The sequence below is a fragment of the Hymenobacter sp. UYAg731 genome, from assembly GCF_054061335.1.
On sequence record NZ_JBSSEC010000006.1, the window covers coordinates 179,192 to 200,916 of the forward strand.

The following is a 21,725-nucleotide window of genomic DNA, read 5'->3' on the forward strand; positions in this document are numbered from 1 at the left end:
TTTATTTTCCGCCGAATTTCCGGGGACAAATACCCCCCGTTTGGGGTTGTACCCCGACGCCCGGCGGCGTCATTCCTCGTCTTATCTCGCGGCCCGGGCTAGCTATCGGGCGGCGCTTTCCGTACTTTTGCGAACTTATTCGCTGCGTTTCTGAATGGCCAAAAAATCCACTGCTACCCCGGTTGCCAAAGCCCCCAAAGCCCCGGCCGCCGCCAAGAAAAAACCGGCATCTAACGGCGCGGCCGTGGCCGCCGAAACGGCTGCCGCCGTGCGCGACCTCACCGAAATTCCGGCCGCCGGCCCCCTTACGGAGCATGTGCATGGTCAGCTCAACGGCCACAGCCCCGCCTCGCAGCACCTGGAGGCGCAGTACATCGAGGTGTACGGCGCGCGCGAGCACAACCTGAAAAACGTGAGCGTGAAGATTCCGCGCAACCGGCTGGTGGTGTTCACGGGCATTTCGGGCTCGGGCAAGTCGAGTCTGGCGTTTGATACCATTTATGCTGAAGGGCAACGGCGGTATATGGAGACGTTTTCGGCCTACGCCCGCTCGTTTATGGGCGGGCTAGAGCGGCCCGACGTGGACAAGATTGAGGGCCTGTCGCCGGTTATCAGCATCGAGCAGAAAACGACCTCGCGCAACCCGCGCTCCACGGTGGGCACGATTACGGAAATCTACGATTTCCTGCGCCTGCTCTATGCCCGCACGGCCGAAGCCTTCAGCTACGCCACGGGCAAGAAGATGATTCGGCAGAGCGACGACCAGATTATCAACTACATTCTCAAGCACTTCGATGGGAAGAAGCTGGTGGTGCTGGCGCCGGTGGTGAAAGGCCGCAAGGGCCACTACCGCGAAGATTTCCAGAAGATTGCCAAGCTGGGCTTCACCAAAGTGCGGGTCGATGGCGAAATCCTCGACATCACCGCCAAGATGCAGGTGGACCGCTACAAGATTCACGACATCGAAATCGTGATTGACCGGCTGATGGTGAAGGAGGAGGACCGGTTTCGCCTCAGCGGCTCGGTGCAGAATTCCCTCACGCACGGCAAAGGCACCATGCTGGTCCTCGACCCCGACGCCAAAAAGGCCGCGCCGCAGTTCTTCTCGCGCTTTCTGATGGACCCGGCCACCGGCATCGCCTACGACGACCCGGCCCCGAACACCTTCTCCTTCAACTCGCCCTACGGCGCGTGTCCTACCTGCAACGGCCTGGGCGAGGTGCAGGAAATCACGGAAGAAGCCGTGTTGCCCGACCGCAAGCTGAGCATCAGCCGGGGCGGCATCGCGCCGCTGGGCGAGTACCGCGACATCTGGATTTTTCAGCAGCTTCAACTTATTCTCAAAAAGAACAAAGCCACGCTGAACACCCCGATTGAAAAACTGCCCGAGGAGCTGCTGAAACGCCTGCTCCACGGTATTTCGGAGGACGAAGCCGACAGCGGCAAGGGCATGTACAACGAGGTGTTCGAGGGCATCATTCCCTTCCTGCGCCGGCAGATGGACTCAGAGTCGGACAACATTCGGGAGTGGATTGCGCAGTACGCGCAGGCCCAGCCCTGCCCCGAGTGCCACGGATACCGCCTCAAGAAGGAGAGCCTGCACTTTAAAATGGACGGCAAAAACATCGGCGAGCTGTCGGTGATGGATTTGAACGACTTAGCCGGCTGGTTCGAGGGCCTGGAAAGCCGCCTGACGGACCGCCAGAACGTCATTGCCCGCGAATTGCTCAAGGAAATCCGCAAGCGCATCGGCTTCCTGCTCGAAGTGGGCCTGGATTACCTGAATCTGCACCGCCCGGTACGTACCCTGAGCGGCGGCGAAAGCCAGCGCATCCGCCTCGCCACCCAGATTGGCACCCAGCTCGTGGGCGTGCTCTACATCATGGATGAGCCCAGCATTGGCCTGCACCAGCGTGACAACGAGCGGCTTATCAAGGCGCTGCAGCACCTGCGCGACATCGGTAACTCGGTGATTGTGGTGGAGCACGACAAGGACATGATTCTGCACGCCGACCATGTGCTCGACATTGGCCCCGGCGCGGGCATCCACGGCGGGCACATCGTGGCTTCGGGCACGCCTCAGGAGATTTTTAACTCTGGCTCGCTCACCTCGCAGTACCTCAGCGGCCAAAAGCACATTGAGATGCAGCGCAAAAAGCGCAAGGGCGAAGGCACCGAACTGGTTCTGAAAGGCGCGAAGGGCAACAACCTCAAAAACGTGACCCTAAAAGTGCCCCTGGGCAAGCTGGTGGCCGTCACGGGCGTGTCGGGCTCGGGCAAATCCACGCTCATCCACGACACGCTGTACCCCATTCTCAACCAGTATTTCTTCAACGCCAAGCGTGAGCCCCTGGCCTACGGCAGCATTGAGGGGCTGGATTTGGTGGACAAGGTGATTGAAGTCGACCAGTCGCCCATCGGGCGCACGCCGCGCTCGAATCCGGCCACTTACACGGGCGTGTTCACCGAAATTCGGCAGCTGTTTGGTGAGATGGCGGAGGCCAAAATTCGCGGCTACGGCCCCGGCCGCTTCTCCTTCAACGTGAAGGGCGGGCGCTGCGAAACCTGTGAGGGCGCGGGCATCCGCACCATCGAGATGAACTTCCTGCCCGACGTACATGTGCCCTGCGAAACCTGCAAGGGCCGCCGCTACAACCGCGAAACGCTGGAGGTGCGCTTCAAAGGCAAGTCCATCACCGACATTCTCGACATGACCGTGGAGAAGGCCGTGGAGTTCTTCGAATACCAGCCCCGCATCCTGCGCAAAATCAAGACCCTGAACGAAGTAGGCCTCGGCTACCTCACGTTGGGCCAGCAGGCCACCACGCTTTCGGGCGGCGAAGCCCAGCGCGTGAAACTCGCCACCGAGCTCAGCAAAAAGGACACCGGCAAAACGTTCTACATCCTCGACGAGCCCACCACCGGCCTGCACTTCGAGGACATCAACCACCTCGCCGATGTGCTCCAGAAGCTGGCTGACAAGGGCAATACCGTCCTCATCATCGAGCACAACCTCGACCTGATTAAGGTGGCCGACCACGTCATTGACATCGGCCCCGAAGGCGGCGCGGGCGGCGGCAGCATCGTGGCGCAGGGCACGCCCGAGCAGGTGGCTAAATCCGGCAAAGGCCACACGGCCCGCTTCCTGGCCGAGGAGCTGAAAACCAGCAAATACGCCACGGCGTAGGAGCCTGTAGCGCATGCTTCAGCTTGCGCCCCGCGAGCACAAAAAAGCCGGTTCCGTCGACAGACGGAACCGGCTTTTTTGTGCTCAATGAGCTTTTACTTAGCCGCGTCTACGGTCGGTTTCATTTTGGTCACCATATCGAGGTGCATTTGCAGCACGGGCACGTTTTTGGCGGCGAAGGCTTTGATATCGGGGTCAGAGGCTTTGATGGAAGCATCGGTGAATTCCTTCACGTCTTCCTCATGGTCCTTGAGCATCTCCTTCATGTATTCCTGGTCCATTTTCACGCCTTTTTCTTCCACCACGTCTTTCAGTACTTTGCTATGGTCATCGCTGAGGGTGGTGGGCAGGGTGATGTTCTTTTTCGCCGCCAGGGCCATCAGTTCAGCGTTGGCTTTGCTGTGGTCCGACACCATTTGCTCGGCAAATTTCTTGGCATCCGGCGTCACGGCGCGGGCTGCTACCTGCTTGCCCATTTCCACTTCGAGCATGCCACCGCTGGCAGCCTTGGCCATAAATTCGGAATCGTAGTCCATGCCGGTTTTCTCCACTTTGCCCATATCGGTGTCGGCAGTGGTGGTTTCCGCTTTGGCATCGTTTACTTTTTCGGCCTCCTTTACGGAGTCGTTGGAAGTGCAGCCGGCGGCGGTAATGAGCAAAGCGGCAGCGCTGAACAGGGTGATGAAAGAACGTTTCATGGGAAAAGAAGCGGTTAGTGAAATGGAAGTAACAAGATGAAGTCGGTAAGATGAAAAATGGCTGAAGCGCCGCCCGTTACGGCAGTTTTTCGGCCACGTCGGCCGCGTCTTTGGCGGCGTCGAGCTGCTCTTCCACGGGGCCGTGGAACTTGGCCGCGAAGCCGCGAATGTCGCCATCGTACGCATCGTCGCTCATGTCGTCGAAATTGTCTTCGTCCTGTTTCTGGGCTTTCACTAGCAGCGCCATCAGGTGCTTGTCGAGCTGAGAGCCGGGCTGGTTGCTGGCTTCGTGGTAGGCTTCCTGCTCATCGCCGCCGAGGGCGGCGGGGATGGTCAGGCTCTTGGCGGCAGCCAGGGCGCGTAATGTCGCCAGCAACTCCAGGCGTTGCGGTACCAAGCGGGCCCCGTAGCTGCGCACGGCGGGCGCGGTGGCGCGGGCCTGCGCCAGCTTGCCTAGCTCTACCTCAAGCAGGGCGTTGCTAGTGCTTTTCACCAAGAATTCGGCGTCGGCCTCCTGCTTTTTGGTGATGTCGGCGGTGTCAATTTTCTTCTCGTTCTGAGCCGTTGCGTCGGTCACGGCATCGGCGTTGGTACCGTTGCCCGAGCAGCTGCCGAGCAGCGGCAGGGCCAGCAGCAGCGCCCAGCCTAGCTGGCGGGGCAGGGGCGTGTAATTCAGGGGAATATGCATGAGGTAGTCGGGACCGCGCAGCACCTTTGGCCGGGCGTGCATGCTATACGGCCGGCCGAAACCGGGGTTTGTCCGAAACCGGTGCAATATTTTTTCGGGATGCTTAAACCCAGCCCTACCTTCCGCTTCCAACCGGCCACAAACGCAGTACTACGTTTCGCTTCTCACGTTATTCCCAACCTTTTTCCAGCTCTGTTATGCGTACCGCCACTCTCCGTTCCCTCGCCTTAGCATGCCTCGCCAGCGCCGCCCTGCTCACCACTGGCTGCAACCGCAACAACGACGCCACGCCCTCCGACGACATTACCACGGCCGAAGACCGCACCGACGACAACTCCGAAACGGCCATGAGCTCGGAAGCCGCCCAGATGGCCGGCCCCACCGACCCCCAGACGCAGGGCTCAGCTTATGTCATCGGCGAGAATGACTTTAAAAACCGCTTCGGCTACTGCGCGAACCGCACCTACGACTTCCCCACCAAAACCCTCACCATCGACTTCGGCACCACCAATTGCCTGTGTGCCGATGGCCGCTACCGCCGGGGTAAAATCATCGTTCACTTCACCACTGATGTGTTGACCCGCCGGGCCGGTGCGGTAGTCACCCGCGACAACTACTTCGTGAACGAAAACCAGCACACCGCCACTCGCACCTTCACCGACATTGGCGGCGGCTCGTTCACCGTCGATGTCACCAACGCCAGCATCATCCGCGCCAACAACGGCGGCACCCACTCCTGGACCGCCAATTGGACCTTCACCCGCAAGGAAGGGTACAATACGCCGCAGGTTTCCGACGACGTATACAGTGTAACCGGCTCGGCCACCGGTACCAACCGCAAAAACGTGGGCTACACCGCCACCATCCAAAACCCGCTCTTCAAGCGTGCCGACTGCCCCAAATACTTCGTACAGGGCACTATTGCCGTCACCAACACCAACAGCAAGGCGATGACATTGGATTACGGCACCGGTACCTGCGACAACGTGGCTACCGTGACTGTGAATGGCCACACCCGCACCATTGCCTTGCGCTAGTATTCGAAATTGAATTTCAAGTGTACGTAAAAAAAGCCGCCCTTAATCGGGGCGGCTTTTTTGCGTTTATAGCCCCGCCGCCAGCAGGGCTTCGGCCACCACCAAATCTTCGGGCGTGGTGATTTTTAGGTTGCGGTAGTCGCCATCCACCAACTGCACGCGGCACAGGTCGTCCACCACCGTGGCATCATCGGTGAAGCTGGCCAGTTCGGGCATGGCGTAGGCGCGGCGCAGCAGGTCGATTTCAAACGTCTGGGGCGTTTGCATCAGGCGCAGGCGGCTCCGGTTCTGGGCCGCCGAGCCGTGGGGCGACACCAGCCGCACCGAGTCTTTGGGCATCACGGCCGCAGCCGCAGCGGCGTGGGTAGCGGCGGCGGCGTAGGTGCGCTCCACCACTAGGCGCGACACCAGCGGGCGCACGCCGTCATGCACCGCCACCAGGCCTTCGGCGTGGGCGCTGAGAGAGGCCAGGCCGGCTTTCACCGATGCCCAGCGCGTGGCCCCGCCCGCTACCAGCCGGTGCGGAATAGCCACGCTGAACTGCGCGCACAGCACCTGCCAGGTATCCAACTGGTCGGCTGGCAGCACTACCACAATGTCCGTCACGCCCAGCGCCGGCTCGGCAAAGCGGCGCAGCGTGTGCAGCAGCACGGGTTCGCCGCGCAGCAGCAGGAACTGCTTGGGCCGGTCGGCCCCCATGCGGGTGCCGCTGCCGCCCGCCACCAGAATGGCAAACCGGTGCGTGATTGACTGGGCAGAGGAATGAATGGAAGGGCGCGGCAAAGCCATAAACAGCAAGAGTGAAAGAAGCGCAAATATCCGACAAAGCAAAAGGCCCGGCTGCACATGCAGCCGGGCCTTTTGCTCGTTCAATTATCAACCTACAGAATCAGCATCGCGTCGCCGTAGCTGAAGAACTTATACTTCTCCTTGATGGCCTGCTTGTAGGCTTCCATCATCAGCGGATAGCCTGCGAAGGCTGAGGCCAGCATGATGAGCGTGCTCTCCGGCATGTGGAAGTTGGTGAGCATGCAGTTGGCAATTTTGAAATCATGGGGCGGGAAGATGAACCGGTCAATCCAGCCCTGCGTGGGCTTCATGCGGGCATTGGCCGACACCGACGCCTCCATGGCGCGGATGGTGGTGGTGCCCACGGCGCACACTTTCTTCTTGGTATCGAGGGCCTTGTTCACCACTTCGCAGGCCGGGGCCGTCACGATGAAGTTCTCCGAGTCCATCTTGTGCTTGGTCAGGTCTTCCACATCCACCGTGCGGAAGGTGCCCAGGCCTACGTGCAGAGTCACAAACGCCGGCTCGATGCCCTTGATTTCCATGCGCTTCATTACCTCGCGGGTGAAGTGCAGGCCGGCCGAAGGAGCCGCCACCGCGCCAATGTGCTCGGCGTAGATGGTCTGGTATCGCTCCTTGTCGGCGGGCTCGGTTTCGCGGTTGATAACCTCTTTCGGCAGCGGGGTTTCGCCCAGCTCGTAGAGTGCCTTGCGGAACTCCTCGTCGGTGCCATCAAACAAAAACTTGATGGTCCGGCCGCGCGACGTCGTGTTGTCAATAACCTCGGCCACCATGTCCGACTCGCCGAAGTACAGCTTGTTGCCGACGCGGATTTTGCGGGCGGGGTCCACCAGCACGTCCCACAGGCGCAGCTCCTTGTTCAGCTCGCGCAGCAGGAAAACCTCGATTTTAGCGCCGGTTTTTTCCTTGTTGCCATACAGGCGGGCCGGGAAAACCTTGGTATCGTTGAACACCATTACATCGCCCTCGTTGAAATAGTCGAGAATATCCTTAAAGTTGCGGTGCTCAATCTGGCCGGTGGCGCGATGCACCACCATCAGGCGGCTCTCGTCACGGTTGCGGGCGGGGTGCAATGCCACCAGCTCCTCAGGGAGTTCAAATTTGAACTCGTGCAATTTCATGGCCATAGGGCAGTATTTGGGGGAATATACGGAAATTTGGGGAGGCAAAAGTACGGCTTTTATTTGGATTTCGGTTTTTAGGAAAGCGCAGGCTTTGAAAATCTGTGCTTTCCACCGTTCGCCAGTGCGTGGACTCTGAAGGGCCTGCACTACTTTCCGGCGCAACTTCCCCGCCGGTTTCCGTCTTTTGGGGCCGGAAGCAGCTTTATCCGTGTCCGCCCGCCCTTATGTTGAACCTGCGCCTCACCCTCGAAAGCTTCCTGTTTGCCTGGGATGCCCTCAAATCCAACCTGTTGCGCACCGTGCTGTCGCTGTTGGGCGTCACGGTCGGCATCTTTGCCATTATCGCCGTTTTCACCATCGTCGATTCGCTGGAGGCCAACGTGCGCAGCAGCCTCGACTTTGTGGGCGATAAAATTATCTACGTCTCGAAGTGGCCCTTCGCGTTCGATTCGGACTTCCCGTGGTGGAAGTATTTCCAGCGGCCCGTGCCCACGCCCCGCGAGTACCAGCAGCTGCGCCGACAGCTGGGGCCCAACAACAAAGGCATTGCCGTTTTCGCCGCCAACAACGGCAATACCCTGAAAGCCGGCTCCAACTCGGTGGCCGACTGCGTGCTTCAGGGCGTGAGCTACGACTTCCGCGTGGTGAGCAACGTGCCCATCAAGGAAGGCCGCTATTTCACGGTGCAGGAAATGGATGCCGCCCGGCCCGTGGCCATTATCGGGGCCACCATCGCCGAAAACCTGTTTCCCAACGGCAATGCGCTGGGCAAAGAATTCAAGGCGCGGGGCCAGAACTTCACCGTGATTGGGGTAATGGAAAAGGAGGGCAAAAAGCTCATCACCATTTCCAGCAATGATGCCAACTGCATTGTCCCGTTCCCAATGTTTACGAAGATGTTCGCGCTCAGCACCACCGGTTTCGGCGGTGGTCCCAGCGCCACCATTGCCGTGAAGGGCCGCGACGAAGACGTGGGCCTGCTCGATTTGGAGTACGAGATGCGCGGTGTGATGCGCAACATTCGCGGCCTGAAGCCCCGCGAGGAAGACAATTTTGCCCTGAACCGCCCCGAAATGATTGCCTCGGCCGTAGGCAAGCTGTTCAGCGTAATCGGCTTGGTGGGCGGGGTCATCGGCTCGTTTGCCATTCTGGTGGGCGGCTTTGGCATTGCCAACATCATGTTTGTGAGCGTGCGCGAGCGTACCAACATCATCGGAATCCAGAAGTCATTGGGGGCGAAGAATTTTTTCATCCTGTTCCAGTTTCTGTTTGAAGCCGTGTTCCTGTGCCTGATTGGGGGCGTGGCCGGCATTGCGCTGGTGTGGCTCGTGACCCTGATTCCGCAGGATGCTTTGCCGCTCACCATGTCGGCGGCGCGGGTAGTGCTGGGGCTACTTATTTCGGTAGCCATCGGCATCATTGCTGGCATTGTGCCCGCCGTGCTGGCGGCCAACCTGGACCCGGTAATTGCCATCAGGGCCAAATAGCGCCGGGATTGGCGGCCGTAGCGCGAACTTTGTAGTTCGCGTCTCCGCGCCACCGCAACGATTATCGTCCGGGGACGCGAACTACAAAGCCCGCGCTACGATTCACCGTTACCTATGACGCTTCCGGCCTTTCTCGACTACCAAATCTTGGGCAATACCCTCGGGCAATACCTCATTGCGGTACTCATCCTGTTGGTAGGCAGCGCATTCCGGCGGCTGTTTTCGCGGCTGCTCAGCAAGCTGCTGTTTTCCTTCACCAAGCGCTATACCGCTGGCGTGACGCAGGAGGAGCTGCACGACCTGCTCATTCAGCCGCTGTCTACGCTGTTGCTGCTCGTGACGCTGGAACTGGCCGGGGCCACGCTCACCTACCCGCACAGCCCCACGGCCGGTCCCGGCGTGCTGCCCTGGCACGAGGTGCTGCTGCTGCGCGTGCTGGCGCTGGCCTTCATTGTGGCGGCGGCGCGGGTGGCCCTGCGCCTCGTCGATTTTGCGCTGTTGGTGATGGCCCGCCGGGCGGCCCTGCGAGAAACCGCCAGCAGTCCCACGCGCCTCGATAATCAGTTCCTGCCCTTCGCCAAGGACCTGCTGAAGGTGTTTTTCATCATTATTGCGGTGCTGGTGGCACTGGGGCAGGTGTTTGGGGTCAATGTCACGGCCCTCATTGGCGGCCTGGGCATTGGCGGGCTGGCGGTGGCTTTCGCGGCCAAGGAAAGCCTCGAAAACCTCATCGCCTCGTTCACAATCTTCCTCGACCAGCCCTTCGGCGTGGGTGACCTCGTGACGGCCGGCGACGTGAGCGGCACGGTGGAAAAAATCGGCTTCCGCAGCACCCGCCTGCGCACCGCTGAGAAAAGCTACCTTACCGTGCCCAACAAGAGCATGATTGATAAGCCCCTGGACAACCTCTCGCTGCGTACCTCGCGCCGCGTGGGCTTCACCCTCACCTTCGACCAGAAAACCACCAGTGCCCAGCTACACGCCATCATCGCGGCGGCCGTGGTGGCTATGCAGGCCCACCCGCTCGTGACCCAGGACGTGCAAATGAAGTTCAATGCCCTCACGCCCGCCGGCAAGGAAGTGACCGTGCAATACTTCGTGGAAACCACCAGCTACGACGAATACCTCAACGTGAAAGAAGACCTCAACTACAGCATCATCGAAGTGGTAGAGCAGCACGGCGGGGCCTTTGCCGGCGCGCCCGTGGTAGCCGCCCCCGTTGCGAAGGTCTAAAGTTGTAGAGCCGTGGTTTTAGATGCCCTGGGCTCAAACCCAGACGCAAAAAAGGCTTGCCAACTGGCAAGCCTTTTTTGCGTCTGCTATTAAGTTGAAAGGCCTACCGGCCGCCAAACAGGCCGCCGAGCATGCTGCCCAGGCCACCGCTGAGCAGGCCGCCCAGGCCCGCGCCGCCCGCGCTGGCCGGCTGCGAATTGGGTTGGCCACCCAGGCCACCCAGAATGGACATCATCGAGCCCAGCCCGCCGCTGCCGATGGCCGAGCCTTGCTGCGGCATATCGGCCGTCGCGTTGGAGTTGCCGCCGCCGAGCAGGCCGCCCAGCATGCCGCTGCCCAACAGGCCCCCCAGCAGGCTGCCCATGCCGCTGTGGGCCACACCGCCCAGCAGGCCGCCCATGCCGCCGCTCAGCAAGCCACCGGAGTTGCTTTGGTCGCCGTAGCCGCTCTGGCTCTGGTTGTTGCCGCCGCCTATTACTTTCGAAATTACCATTGGTGCCACCACGCCCAGCAGGCCGGCCATGAGCGCGCCTTTGGGAATGCCCACATTGGAGAGTTTGTCGCCAATGCTGTTCAGGAAGCCAGTTTTGGCCGGGTCCTGCGGGTCGTGGGGAATGGTGGCGGCCTGGTCCACTACGGTTTCGAGGGTTTGCTTCTGCTCGGCGTTGATGCCGAGGTATTGGGACATTTTGCTAATCATCGCCTCTTCGTCGTTGGCGTATGAGCCATCGGCGCGGGCGAAGCTGATGAGGTCGGTAACGAGCGAAAAGCGCAGGTCGCTATTTTTTAGAATATCCAGGTTTTGCTGAATGCTCTCATTGTTGGCATCTTGGGCGGCGGCCAGCACCTGCTGGGTGGCTCCGCCCGAGAGGCCGGCCTGCTGGGCCAGCGCTTGCAGGAATTGGCCTTCGGCACCGGAGGCCTGCCGGTCGGCAGTGGCCAGGCTGGCAATGGCGCTCAGGTAAGCAGTTTTTTCTTGTTCCGAGTAATTCTGGAGGAGTTGGGTATCCATCGGGGAGAGAGCGTTGAGTGAGAAAGTTGTTTCAACCCCTTAACGGCGCGGCCCGGAATACGTTGCTTGCGCTGATTGGCGCTGGGAAAGCAGTTTTTTTCTGAAATCCGGCGAAATTTACTTGTGCTGAAAATGAATTTGTTGCTGCCGGATTACGCCGAAAAACGAAAAAATATGCGCCCAAATGCAGCCAAGGGTTTTGTGTTTCCAAAAAGTCCCCCCATCTTTGCAATCCCAAACGGAAACAACCACTCGGGGGATTAGCTCAGCTGGTTCAGAGCATCTGCCTTACAAGCAGAGGGTCACTGGTTCGAACCCAGTATCCCCCACACTGAAAAACAGCCACTTAGATTGACATCTGAGTGGCTGTTTTATTCTAAAACTGGCCTTTGGGTTTGCCCCGGGGCCGCTGCAACCGCTGATTGAGCGTGCAGGTTTTTAAATGGGAGGTTAGCTCAGTTGGTTTAGAGCGCTGCTTTCACACGGCAGAGGTCGAAGGTTCGAATCCTTTACTTCCCACATTGATTAACAGCCACTTGGTAGCGATACCGGGTGGCTGTTTTCTTTTTGGCGCGTTCGGGAGGCGGCCCGCATCAACCCGCATCAACCCGCATCAACCCGCATCAACCCGTTACTTTTGGCCCCTCCGCCCGAATAACTGTCCGTCGACCCTGTGAAGCTCTTTTTAGTCCTGTGTGGTCTGTTGTTTGGCGCGGCACCTGCTTACGCCGCCGTGAGCGCGGGCACGACCGATAGCCTACTGGTGGAGCTGAATAAGGTGCTGGACCACAAAAAGGAGTACGACGCGCAGCGCCTGAACCGCATTGCCGAGCTGACGGCCGAGTTCGCCTCGGCTGAGGTGAATGATAATGCGAAATTTGACCTGGGACTGCGCATTTATGATGAGTACAAGGCCTTTAAGTACGACTCGGCTTTTGTGTACTGCCAGAAGATTATCCGGTTGGCCAACCAACTGAAGCAGCCGGAGAAGATAGAAGTGGCCAAGCTGAAGCTGGCCTTCGTGCTGCTCTCGTCGGGCCTGTTCAAGGAAACATTTGACACGCTTGATGGCATCAATTCCGCCTTGCTGAAGGATGCGGATAAACAGAGCTTCTATTTCCTGAAAGCCCGGGCTTACAGCGACCTGGGTGACTTTAACCAGGACCAGACCTACCGGCCTACTTACTACACCAAGGCGCTGGCCTACGCCGATACGGCCCTGCAATATGCCCGGGCCGGCTCCTACGAGTACCTGTCGGTGCAGGAATTCCGGGCGCAGAAAACCAACAACCTGCGGGCCGGCGCGGCCGTGTACCAGCAGATACTGCGCCTGCCGCACCTCACGCTGCATCAGCTGGCCGTGAGCGCCAGCACCACGGCCTACCTCTACGAGCTGGCGGGTCAGACCGACAAGGCCGTTGAGCTACTGCTGGTATCGGCCATTGCCGACGTGAAAACGGCCACCAAGGAAACCACGGCCATTTTCAAGCTCTCGGACTACTGCTACCGCCAGGGCGACCTGAAAAATGCCTATACCTTTATCAAAGAGGCGCGGGAGGATGCCACGTTTTACAAGGCCCGGCAGCGGCAGATTGAGATTAGCCACGTCTCGTCCATCATCGAAGGCCAGAAAATCAACATCATCGAAAACCAGCGCAAGTCGCTGAAAACCTACGCTATTATCATGACGATGCTGGCGGGCGTGGTCATTGGCTTTGCCGTTATCAGCTTCCAGCAGCTGCGGAAGGTGCGCAAGGCCGACCGGGTAATTTTTGCCACCAACCAGGAGTTGCGCGAGCGCAACGAGGTACTTCGGCAGCTGAACGGTGACCTGAACGAGGCCAACAAGATTAAGGAGGAGTACATCGGGTTCTACTTCCACAATAACTCGCAGTACATCGACAAAATCGAGACGCTGAAAAAGCGGCTCGATGCCCTGCTGGCCAGCAAGCAGTACGCCGGCGTGCAGAAGCTGGTGGACGGCGTGAACATCAAAACCGAGCGCAACGAGCTGCTGAAGGGTTTTGACACGGTATTTCTGCGGCTGTTTCCCCACTTCATCGCGCAATTCAACGCGCTGTTTCACGAAGAGGAGCGGGTGAAACTGGCCGACGACCAGCTCCTCACCACGGAGCTGCGTATTTTCGCGCTCATCCGGCTGGGCATTGATGACAGCGAGCAAATCAGCCGGATGCTGGGCTACTCCATCAACACGATTTACACCTACAAGACCCGGGTGAAGAACCGGTCTTTCCTGCCGAACGAAGAGTTCGAGGCGCGCATTCAAGCCATCCAGGCCGTCTGAAAAACGAGGCCGTTATGCGGTGGAAAGTGTGGGCTGGTAGCTGAATATTTGGTTGGGTGAGTAAGCACACACCCCAGTTTGCAGGCCCGGATTATTGACCTGTCGCAGGATGCGGGGTTGGCGTTGGAGGGGTATGGGCAACGAAAACGGGTGCCTTTTTTGGGCGTGAACAAGCAGGTCTTGGGAGGTTGTTTTGTGGGGCCAAGGCTCCTTTTTTTATGGAAAATGGGGACTAGAACAGCTATATCAGGCTAATATTTTGGCTGGTGTTTTATAAGTCAAACGCTTATAAATGAGGGGTTGAATCGTGTGGCGGGTTAATATTTTTCATACTGCGGTTTGACAAATTTCAGGGGGTGAGAGGTGACCATAGTTTTGCCCGGCAAGCTCCCCCAAACGATTGCTGCAAACTGCCTGAGTCGATGGCTCTGGGCGTGGTTCGGCAGGGGGGAGGGCTTCGCGGCCATTGGCCAGTACGCTGCCCGGCAGCGAGCGGCCAGCACTACGATTAGCCACCTCAAACATCCCACCCATGCTGCACTCGTTACCTCCTCTGCTCACTTCCCGGCTGCTCCGAAAATCGTTGCTGACTTCGGCGCTGGGCGCTTTTGTTTTGAACGCCGCGCTGGCGCACCCGGCGGCACTGATGCCCCCGCTGGCCGGCGCGGAAATGCTGGCCGGCGGCACGGTAACCGGCCGCGTGGTGGACGCCAAGGGCGAAGGCATTCCGGGCGTCACCATCATTGTGGAAGGCACCACGCTGGGCTCTTCGACGGATGTGTCCGGCACCTATAGCATTGCCAATGTGCCGGCGGGGCCGCACACGCTGGTGTACTCGTCCATCGGGTTGAACTCGGTGCGCGTGCCGGTGACCGTGACGGAAGGGCAGACCACCCAGTTGGCCGCGACGGCCCTGAGCGAGAATGCCACCGCCCTGAGCGAGGCCGTGGTGGTGGGCTACGGCACCACCCGCCGCCAGGACGTGACCGGCGCGGTAACCACCGTGACCACCAAAGACTTCGTGCAGGGTCAGGTGACTTCGCCCGAGCAACTGGTGCAGGGCAAGGTGGCCGGCGTGCAGATTACGACCGGCGGCGGTGCGCCCGGCGAGGCCAGTGTGATTCGCATTCGCGGGGGCTCGTCGCTGAACGCCAGCAACGACCCGCTCATCGTCATCGACGGGGTGCCGGTGGATAACCAGGGCATCAGTGGGGCGGGCAACCCGCTGTCGCTGGTGAACCCGCAGGATATTGAGAGCTTCACGGTGCTCAAGGACGCTTCGGCGACGGCCATTTACGGCTCGCGGGCTTCGAATGGCGTTATCCTCATTACCACCAAAAAAGGGGTGGAAGGGGAGAAGATGCACGTCAACATCAGTTCGCAGGTGTCGCGGGCCACGAACTACGGCAAGGTGGACGTGCTGAGCGCCGACGCCTACCGCACGCTGTTTGCGCAGGCCAAGCTCAATGGCAGCATTCCGGCTGCCACGCCTTCCTACCTGGGCCCGGCCAGCACCGATTGGCAGGACGCCATTTACAAAACGGCCTGGACCACGGATAACAGCGTGAGTCTGAGCGGCAGCGCCAAGCACATGCCCTACCGCATTTCGGTGGGTTATCTCGACCAGGACGGCACGCTGCGCACCGGCAACCTGAAGCGGAATTCGGCTTCCATTGGCCTGTCGCCGCGCTTGTTTGACAACCACTTGCGCATTGACGTAAACGCGAAAGGCACCTGGGCCGACTACCGCTTTGCCGACCAGGGCGCGATTGGCGGCGCGGCCCGCTTCGACCCCACGCAGCCGATTTACGCCGACAGCCCGGACGGCTTTAACGGCTACTTCGAGTGGAAAGCGGGCGCGATTCCGAACGACTTGAGCGACCGCAACCCGGTGGCGCGCCTCAACGATAAGCGCGACCGCAGCACGGTGCTGCGCAGCATCGGCAACGTGCAGTTTGATTACAAGCTGCACTTCCTGCCCGACCTGCACGCCAACCTGAACTTGGGCTACGACCTTTCGCGCAGCAATGGCACTGTGTTTATTCCGGCCGTTTCGTCGCTCGCTTTTGCCAACAAAGGTCAGAACGATTCTTACCGCCAGGAAAAGAACAACAAGCTACTGGAAGCCTATTTTAACTACAGCAAGCAGCTTGGCGACCACCATGTGGAAGCGCTGGCGGGCTATTCGTATCAGGACTTTTACACCTATTCGCCCTTCCGCTTCGCCTACCGGGCCGACGGCTCGCGGGTAAACCCCGTTTTGCCGGCTGAAAACCCCTATAAGACGCAGTATACGCTGCTTTCGTACTACGGCCGGGTCAATTACAATTTCCGGGACCGGTACCTGTTCACGGGCACCGTGCGGGCCGATGGCTCGTCGCACTTCCGCAATCCGTGGGGGTATTTCCCGGCGGCTTCGGTGGCCTGGCGTGTCAATCAGGAAGCTTTCCTGAAGGATTCCCGCACGGTGTCGGACCTGAAGCTGCGCGTGAGCTACGGTCGCACGGGCCAGCAGGACATCACCAGCGTGGCCGGCGACTACCCGTATCTGGCCAAGTACAGCCTCGGCTCGCCGGTTGGCAGCCAGATATTTGGCACCGATACCATCCGCACCCTCCGGCCGGCGGCGTACGATACCAACCTGAAGTGGGAGCAGACCGACACCTACGACGCGGGTCTCGATTTCGGCTTCTTCAACAACCGCTTCACGGGCTCGGTGGATGTGTACCTGCGCAAAACCAGCGACCTGCTGGCCGTGGTGCCCATTCGGGCCGGGACAAACCTCTCCAACACGGTGCTCACTAACATCGGCAACCTCGAAAACCGGGGCGTGGAGCTGGCCCTGAACTACAACGTGCTGCAAGGCAAGCGCCTGAGCTGGGCCGTGAATTTCAACGCCACTGTGAACCGGGGCAAGATTACCAAGCTGCTGCTAGCCGAAGACCCCAACTACCTGGGCACGCCCACGGGCAACATTGGCAACTTCCAGTTTGTGCAGGTGAATGCCGTGGGCTACGCGCCCAACACCTTCTTCCTGTACCAGCAGAAGTACGAGAACGGCAAGCCGCTGCAGGACCTAACTTCCAGTACCAGCACGGTGCAGTACGTGGACCAGAACAACGACGGCAAAATCGACCCGCAGGATAAGGTGTACGGCAAGAACCCCGCGCCCAGTGCCATTTTCGGGTTTGGCTCGAACCTGAGCTACGGCAAGGCCAGCCTAGCCTTCACGGTGCGCTCCAACGTGGGCGGCTACGTGTACAACAACGTGGCGGCGGGCCAGAACAACTACTACGGCTTGAATACCACGCACAATTTCAACTCGAACGTGGTGCCCGCCATCTACAACACGGGCTTTGCTAACGGGCAGCCCTACAGCGACATCAACCTGGAAAGTGCCTCCTTCGTGCGCCTCCAGAATGTGACCGTGGGCTATGATTTCGGCAGCCTGCTGCGCGCCGGCACCACCCTGCGCCTCAACTTGGCCGGCCAGAACCTGCTGCTGCTCACCAAATACTCGGGCCTCGACCCGGAGCGCTCCAACGGCCTCGACAGCAACTTCTACCCCCTTCCCCGCACCGTGACGCTGGGCGTCAACGTCGGCTTTTAATCATCCTCACGCTGCCTACTGATATGAAATCCCACCCCATTTTGCGCCGCGCCGGGCTTGTATTTGCCGTGGCGGTGGCCGCGCTCACCGGCGGGCTCACGGCCTGCAACAAGGACTTGCAGCGCGAGCCTTTCTACGACCTGAACACCGAATCGGTGTACCGCGACCCGGCCAACTACATCCAGGTGCTGGCCAAGTGCTACGCCTCGCTCAACCTGTCGGGCAACTCGGGCAGTCCCGACGTGTTTGCCGGCCAAGGCAAGGACGAGGGCGAAACTGCCTATCTGCGCGCCTACTGGTACCTGCAGGAGCTGCCCACCGACGAAGCCGTGGTGGCCTGGAACAGCCCGCCGCTACAGGAGCTGAACAAAACTAACTGGACTTCGGGCAACGAGCTGATAAACAACTGCTACACCCGCATTTTCTACACCATTGCGCTCTGCAACGAGTTTATCCGGGAAACGACGGATGACAAGCTCAGCAGCCGCGGCATCATCGGCGCTAATGCTGACAAGGCCCGCATTTATCGGGCCGAAGCCCGCTTCCTGCGTGCGGTAGCCTATTCCCACGCGCTCGATTTGTACGGCAACGTGCCTTTCGTGACCGAAGCCGATGTGCCCAGCAAGCAGCTCCAGCCCCGGCAAATCAAGCGGGCCGAGCTATTTGACTACATCGCCAAGGAGCTGCGCGACATTCAGCCGGCGCTGCTGGCTGCCCACCAGGCGCCCTACGGCCGCGCCGACAAGGGGGCCGCCTGGGCGCTGGCCGCCAAGCTCTACCTGAACGGTAACGTGTACACGGGCCGCACCACCACGGCCGCGTTCGATAGCTGCCTGGTGTACTGCAATAAAATCCTGACCAAGCCTAGCTACGCGCTGGCCCCGGAATACCGGCTGCTTTTTCTGGCCGATAACAACGTGACCTCGGCCTCGGAAATCATCTTCCCGCTGGAAAGCGACGGGCTGGTGTCGCAGGTGTACGGCGGCACTACTTACTTGGTGCATGCCGCCGTGGGCGGCCGGATGCTCAACGCCGGCTTCGGCGTAAACAGCGGCTGGGCCGGCAACCGCACCCGCAAAAACCTACCGCTACTATTCCCCACGCCGGCCAATGGCTTCGATACCCGGGCCATGTTCTTTACCGCCGGCCAGAACCTGGAAATCAACGACCTGACGGCCTTCACCGACGGTTATGCGGTGACGAAGTGGCGCAACAAAAAATCGACCGGGGCCAACGGCAACGACCCCCAGCAGATTTTTGTCGACACCGATTTCCCGCTCTTCCGCCTCGCTGATGTGTACCTGATGTACGCCGAAGCCGTGCTGCGCAACGGCCGGGGCGGCACCCAGACCCAGGCCCTGGCTTACGTGAACCTGCTGCGCGACCGCGCCTACGGCAACACCCCGGGCACCACCGACGGCCAGATAACCACTGCCGAACTCACGGCCCCTGACTTCATCCTCGAAGAGCGCGCCCGCGAACTGTACTGGGAAGGCACCCGCCGGACCGACCTCATCCGCTTCGGCAAATTCACGGGCGCTACCTACCTGTGGCCCTGGAAAGGCGGCGTGAAAGCCGGCCAGGGCATCGATGCCAAATACAACCTCTACCCCCTGCCTTCTACCGACATCGTGGCCAACCCCACGCTGGTGCAGAATCCGGGATACTAAGCCAATAATCTGGCTCGCAACTACATCATGGTTTGGGACTTAGTGTCTGGGGCGCTCTCGGTGGGAAACCGGGTGGGAACCTCGGACTGCATTGGGAATTGCCAGCTGATTGAGCACCACCAGGCACTAAGTCCGAAACCCCTCGCCGGGGCAGCCCGCCCCGGCCCGTCATTTTCAATTCCCACTCACTTTTTCAGCTTTTCACTCATGAAAAAAACGCTTACCCTCGCTCTCCTCACCGCCTTGGGTGGAACCACGCTCAGCGCCCGCGCCCAGATTGTGCTCGACGGCGTCATCAATGCCAGCGAAATCGGCGCTGGCGGCAAGTACGTTTCGCTGGGCGCTTTTAGCACGCCTCACAACGCGACGAGTGGCCCAACGGGTTTCGGAAACGCTGGCCTGCTGCGCATGTACGGGGCCAACAGCAGCACCAAGCTTTATATTTCCCTGGCCGGCACTATCGAAACCGGGGGCAATAACTTCCAGCTTTACATGGACTTACCGAACCGAACCGGTGTGCCCGTGGGCACGGGGCTGCCTACTATAGCGGGAGCCAGTACCGTATTCGGCACTTTTCCGGCAGGCACTATTGGCGGTACCAAGCTGGATTTGGAGGCCGACGCGGCCATTGCCACTACCGGCAATAATGACGTACAGGCGGCCGTATACACGGCTACTACGGGCGTAGCCAAGTCGCTGGGTGACGGGCTGAGTGCCCCCATTACCAGCGACGGCGTGGCCAGTACTATTCTGGCGTCTTCTACCACGGGGGTTTATAGCCTGTTTGCGGGCACCCGCGTGGCTTATAAGGGCTCGGCGACGGGTATTATGGACAATCCTGGCAACCTCAATGGCGGTGGGGCCGGTTCTTTCGCCTTGGAATATGAGTTCAACCGCACCTCGCTGGGCCTGCCCTCGGGGGCATCCATCGTGAAAGTATTCGCCGCCTACGTGAGCGGCGACGCCTACTGGTCGTCGGATATTATTCCGGAAACGACGGGCGGCACCCAAGGCAGCACCACCACGGGCGGCCTTAACAACATCGGCTTTTCGCCCGACTTCACGAACACTACGCTGTTTCCCGGCACCCAGGCCGCCACGCTCAACGTGGTGGTGACCAGCACCCGCCAGGCCGATGACGCCGTGGTGGCCATGAGCGTGTTCCCAAATCCGGCGCAGGGCGAATCGACCATTTCCTACCAGGTGCAGGGCGGCACCCAGGCCGTAGCCGTGCGCGTGACCGACCTGCTGGGCCGCGAAGTGCGGACGCTGCTGGACACGAAGCAAGCCGCCGGCTTCCACGATTTCAAGGTTTCGATGACCGACCTGCCGGCCGGCATTTACCTGGCGAAAGTGCAGGTGGGCGACAAAGTAGCCACCCGCCGACTGGAAGTAACTCGCTAATTAGCTTATGATTGACTATCGGGCAGGGCTCGTCTGTCTGGCCCGATATTTTTTTGTTCATGAAAAAAACAGCCTTTCTTACTCTGCTCCGCGTGCTGGCCGGTTTGGCGCTCGCCATTCCGGGCCTGGGCCAAACGGCCGCGCCGGCCCGCGCCAAAGACCCCGCGCAGTACGGCCGGCCCTTTGCCGGCGTGCCCGATGGCCGGGACGCGACCATCTACCAGGTCAACATGCGGGGCTTCAGCCAGGCGGGCAACTTTAAGGCCGTGATGGCCCGGCTCGATTCCATCAAAGCGCTGGGGGTGAATGTGGTGTATCTAATGCCCATCTTTCCCATCGGCAAGCTGCGGGCCGTCGATTCGCCCTTTGCCGTGCAGAACTACACGGCCGTGAACCCGGAGTTCGGCACGCTGGCCGACTTGCGGGCGCTGGTAGACGCCGCCCACGCCCGGGGCCTGGCCGTGATGCTGGACTGGGTGGGCAACCACACCAGCTTCGACCACGCCTGGATTGCCCAGCACCCCGACTGGTACGTGCATGATGCCGCCGGCAATATCGCGAACCCGATACCCGAGTGGAAAGACATTGCCCAGCTTAACTGGACCAAACCCGAAGTACACGCTGCCATGATTCAGGCCCTGCGCTACTGGGTGTTCGCGGCCAACATCGACGGCTACCGCTTCGATTACGCCGACGGTCCCAGCCAGGAATTTTTCACCGAGGCCCTGGCCAACCTGCGCGCCATCCCGAAGCACAAGCTGCTGATGCTGGCCGAAGGCGACAAGAAGAAATACTACCTGCAAGGCGGCTTCGACCTGTGCTACGACTTTGGGTTTATGAACGTGATGAAGGGCCGGATTTTTGCCAAAGGCCAAAGTGTCAAGCTCATCGACTCCGTGAATACCGCCAACTACCGCCACGCCCCGGCCAACGCCCGGATGCTGCGCTACACCTCCAACCACGACATCAACGCCTGGGACGGCACACCCCAGGAGCTGTTCGGCGGCCCGCGCGGGGCCATGGCCGCCTTCGTGGTAGCGGCCTACATGCGGGCCGTGCCCCTGATTTACAACGGCCAGGAAGTGGGCTACTCCGAGCGGGTGCCCTTCATGGGGCCGCGCAAGCCCATTGACTGGACGCCCAACCCGCCGCTGACCCGCGAATACCAGCGGCTGCTGAAATTTCGCAACGGCAGCCCGGCCGTGCGCAACGGCGCACTGGCCTCCTACAGCACCGCCGACGTGTGCGCCTTCACCAAAACCGAGGGCAAGGAGCAGGTGCTCGTGCTGGCCAACCTGCGCAACGCGGCCGTGAACTACCCGGTGCCCGCCAGCATGGGCACCACGGGCTGGCGCAACGCCTTCGATAACCAGCCCGCCAGCCTGTCCGGCCTCACGCTACAGCCCTATCAGTACCTAATTTTGAAAAAGTAACCGTTCGATAGAACGTCATGCTGAGCT

Annotated in this window: 14 protein-coding genes and 2 tRNA genes; 11 read left to right on the plus strand and 5 right to left on the minus strand. The window is 60.3% G+C overall.

Features of this window, described 5'->3' with window-relative positions:
* Positions 1–154: 154 nt before the first annotated feature.
* Complete coding sequence (uvrA, locus tag ACVWYF_RS18795; protein WP_457070897.1) at positions 155–3,187, plus strand: excinuclease ABC subunit UvrA; 3,033 nt, start codon at positions 155–157, stop codon at positions 3,185–3,187.
* A gap of 95 nt (positions 3,188–3,282) precedes the next feature.
* Here the strand turns inward: uvrA and ACVWYF_RS18800 are convergent, their stop codons facing one another.
* Positions 3,283–3,885 (minus strand): DUF4142 domain-containing protein, encoded by a 603-nt coding sequence (locus ACVWYF_RS18800; RefSeq protein ID WP_457070900.1) that lies wholly within the window; start codon positions 3,883–3,885, stop codon positions 3,283–3,285.
* A gap of 76 nt (positions 3,886–3,961) precedes the next feature.
* Positions 3,962–4,573 (minus strand): DUF4142 domain-containing protein, encoded by a 612-nt coding sequence (locus tag ACVWYF_RS18805; RefSeq protein WP_457070902.1) that lies wholly within the window; start codon positions 4,571–4,573, stop codon positions 3,962–3,964.
* 197 nt (positions 4,574–4,770) lie between these two features.
* Here ACVWYF_RS18805 and ACVWYF_RS18810 point away from each other — a divergent pair, with 197 nt between their 5' ends.
* Positions 4,771–5,610 (plus strand): hypothetical protein, encoded by an 840-nt coding sequence (locus tag ACVWYF_RS18810; protein WP_457070905.1) that lies wholly within the window; start codon positions 4,771–4,773, stop codon positions 5,608–5,610.
* 66 nt (positions 5,611–5,676) lie between these two features.
* Here ACVWYF_RS18810 and ACVWYF_RS18815 read toward each other — a convergent pair whose 3' ends face one another.
* Complete coding sequence (locus tag ACVWYF_RS18815; protein ID WP_457070908.1) at positions 5,677–6,399, minus strand: 2-C-methyl-D-erythritol 4-phosphate cytidylyltransferase; 723 nt, start codon at positions 6,397–6,399, stop codon at positions 5,677–5,679.
* A 92-nt stretch (positions 6,400–6,491) separates the two neighbouring features.
* A complete protein-coding gene (gene queA / locus ACVWYF_RS18820) occupies positions 6,492–7,541 on the minus strand; it encodes a tRNA preQ1(34) S-adenosylmethionine ribosyltransferase-isomerase QueA (protein WP_457071171.1) in 1,050 nt (349 codons plus the stop codon).
* 227 nt (positions 7,542–7,768) lie between these two features.
* On the opposite strand from queA, the gene ACVWYF_RS18825 reads away from it, so the two are divergent.
* Positions 7,769–9,031 carry an ABC transporter permease gene (locus ACVWYF_RS18825; RefSeq protein WP_457070911.1) on the plus strand — a complete coding sequence of 421 codons (1,263 nt, stop codon included), beginning with the start codon at positions 7,769–7,771 and terminating at the stop codon, positions 9,029–9,031.
* A gap of 114 nt (positions 9,032–9,145) precedes the next feature.
* Positions 9,146–10,264 (plus strand): mechanosensitive ion channel family protein, encoded by a 1,119-nt coding sequence (locus ACVWYF_RS18830; protein ID WP_457070914.1) that lies wholly within the window; start codon positions 9,146–9,148, stop codon positions 10,262–10,264.
* Positions 10,265–10,367: 103 nt separating this feature from the next.
* Here the strand turns inward: ACVWYF_RS18830 and ACVWYF_RS18835 are convergent, their stop codons facing one another.
* The gene (locus ACVWYF_RS18835) at positions 10,368–11,276 is read right to left on the minus strand and encodes a TerB family tellurite resistance protein (protein WP_457070917.1); all 909 of its coding nucleotides are present in this window, start codon (positions 11,274–11,276) and stop codon (positions 10,368–10,370) included.
* A 254-nt stretch (positions 11,277–11,530) separates the two neighbouring features.
* Between ACVWYF_RS18835 and ACVWYF_RS18840 the strand changes: the two genes are divergently transcribed.
* The 7 genes from ACVWYF_RS18840 (at position 11,531) to ACVWYF_RS18870 (ending at position 21,698) form a co-directional block, all read left to right on the plus strand.
* Positions 11,531–11,605: transfer RNA gene (locus tag ACVWYF_RS18840), tRNA-Val, on the plus strand.
* 115 nt (positions 11,606–11,720) lie between these two features.
* A tRNA-Val gene (locus tag ACVWYF_RS18845) sits at positions 11,721–11,795 on the plus strand.
* Positions 11,796–11,949: 154 nt separating this feature from the next.
* Entirely contained in the window at positions 11,950–13,581 is a 1,632-nt protein-coding gene (locus tag ACVWYF_RS18850) for a DUF6377 domain-containing protein (RefSeq protein ID WP_457070920.1), read from the plus strand.
* A gap of 532 nt (positions 13,582–14,113) precedes the next feature.
* Complete coding sequence (locus ACVWYF_RS18855) at positions 14,114–17,191, plus strand: SusC/RagA family TonB-linked outer membrane protein (RefSeq protein WP_457070922.1); 3,078 nt, start codon at positions 14,114–14,116, stop codon at positions 17,189–17,191.
* Positions 17,192–17,214: 23 nt separating this feature from the next.
* Positions 17,215–18,861: a RagB/SusD family nutrient uptake outer membrane protein gene (locus ACVWYF_RS18860; RefSeq protein WP_457070924.1), complete on the plus strand. Its 1,647-nt coding sequence runs from the start codon at positions 17,215–17,217 to the stop codon at positions 18,859–18,861.
* A gap of 207 nt (positions 18,862–19,068) precedes the next feature.
* On the plus strand, positions 19,069–20,265 hold the full coding sequence (locus ACVWYF_RS18865; RefSeq protein ID WP_457070926.1) for a T9SS type A sorting domain-containing protein: 1,197 nt from the start codon (positions 19,069–19,071) through the stop codon (positions 20,263–20,265).
* Between the two features lie 59 nt (positions 20,266–20,324).
* Positions 20,325–21,698, plus strand: a complete 1,374-nt coding sequence (locus tag ACVWYF_RS18870; protein WP_457070928.1) for an alpha-amylase family glycosyl hydrolase — start codon at positions 20,325–20,327, stop codon at positions 21,696–21,698.
* Positions 21,699–21,725 lie beyond the last annotated feature (27 nt).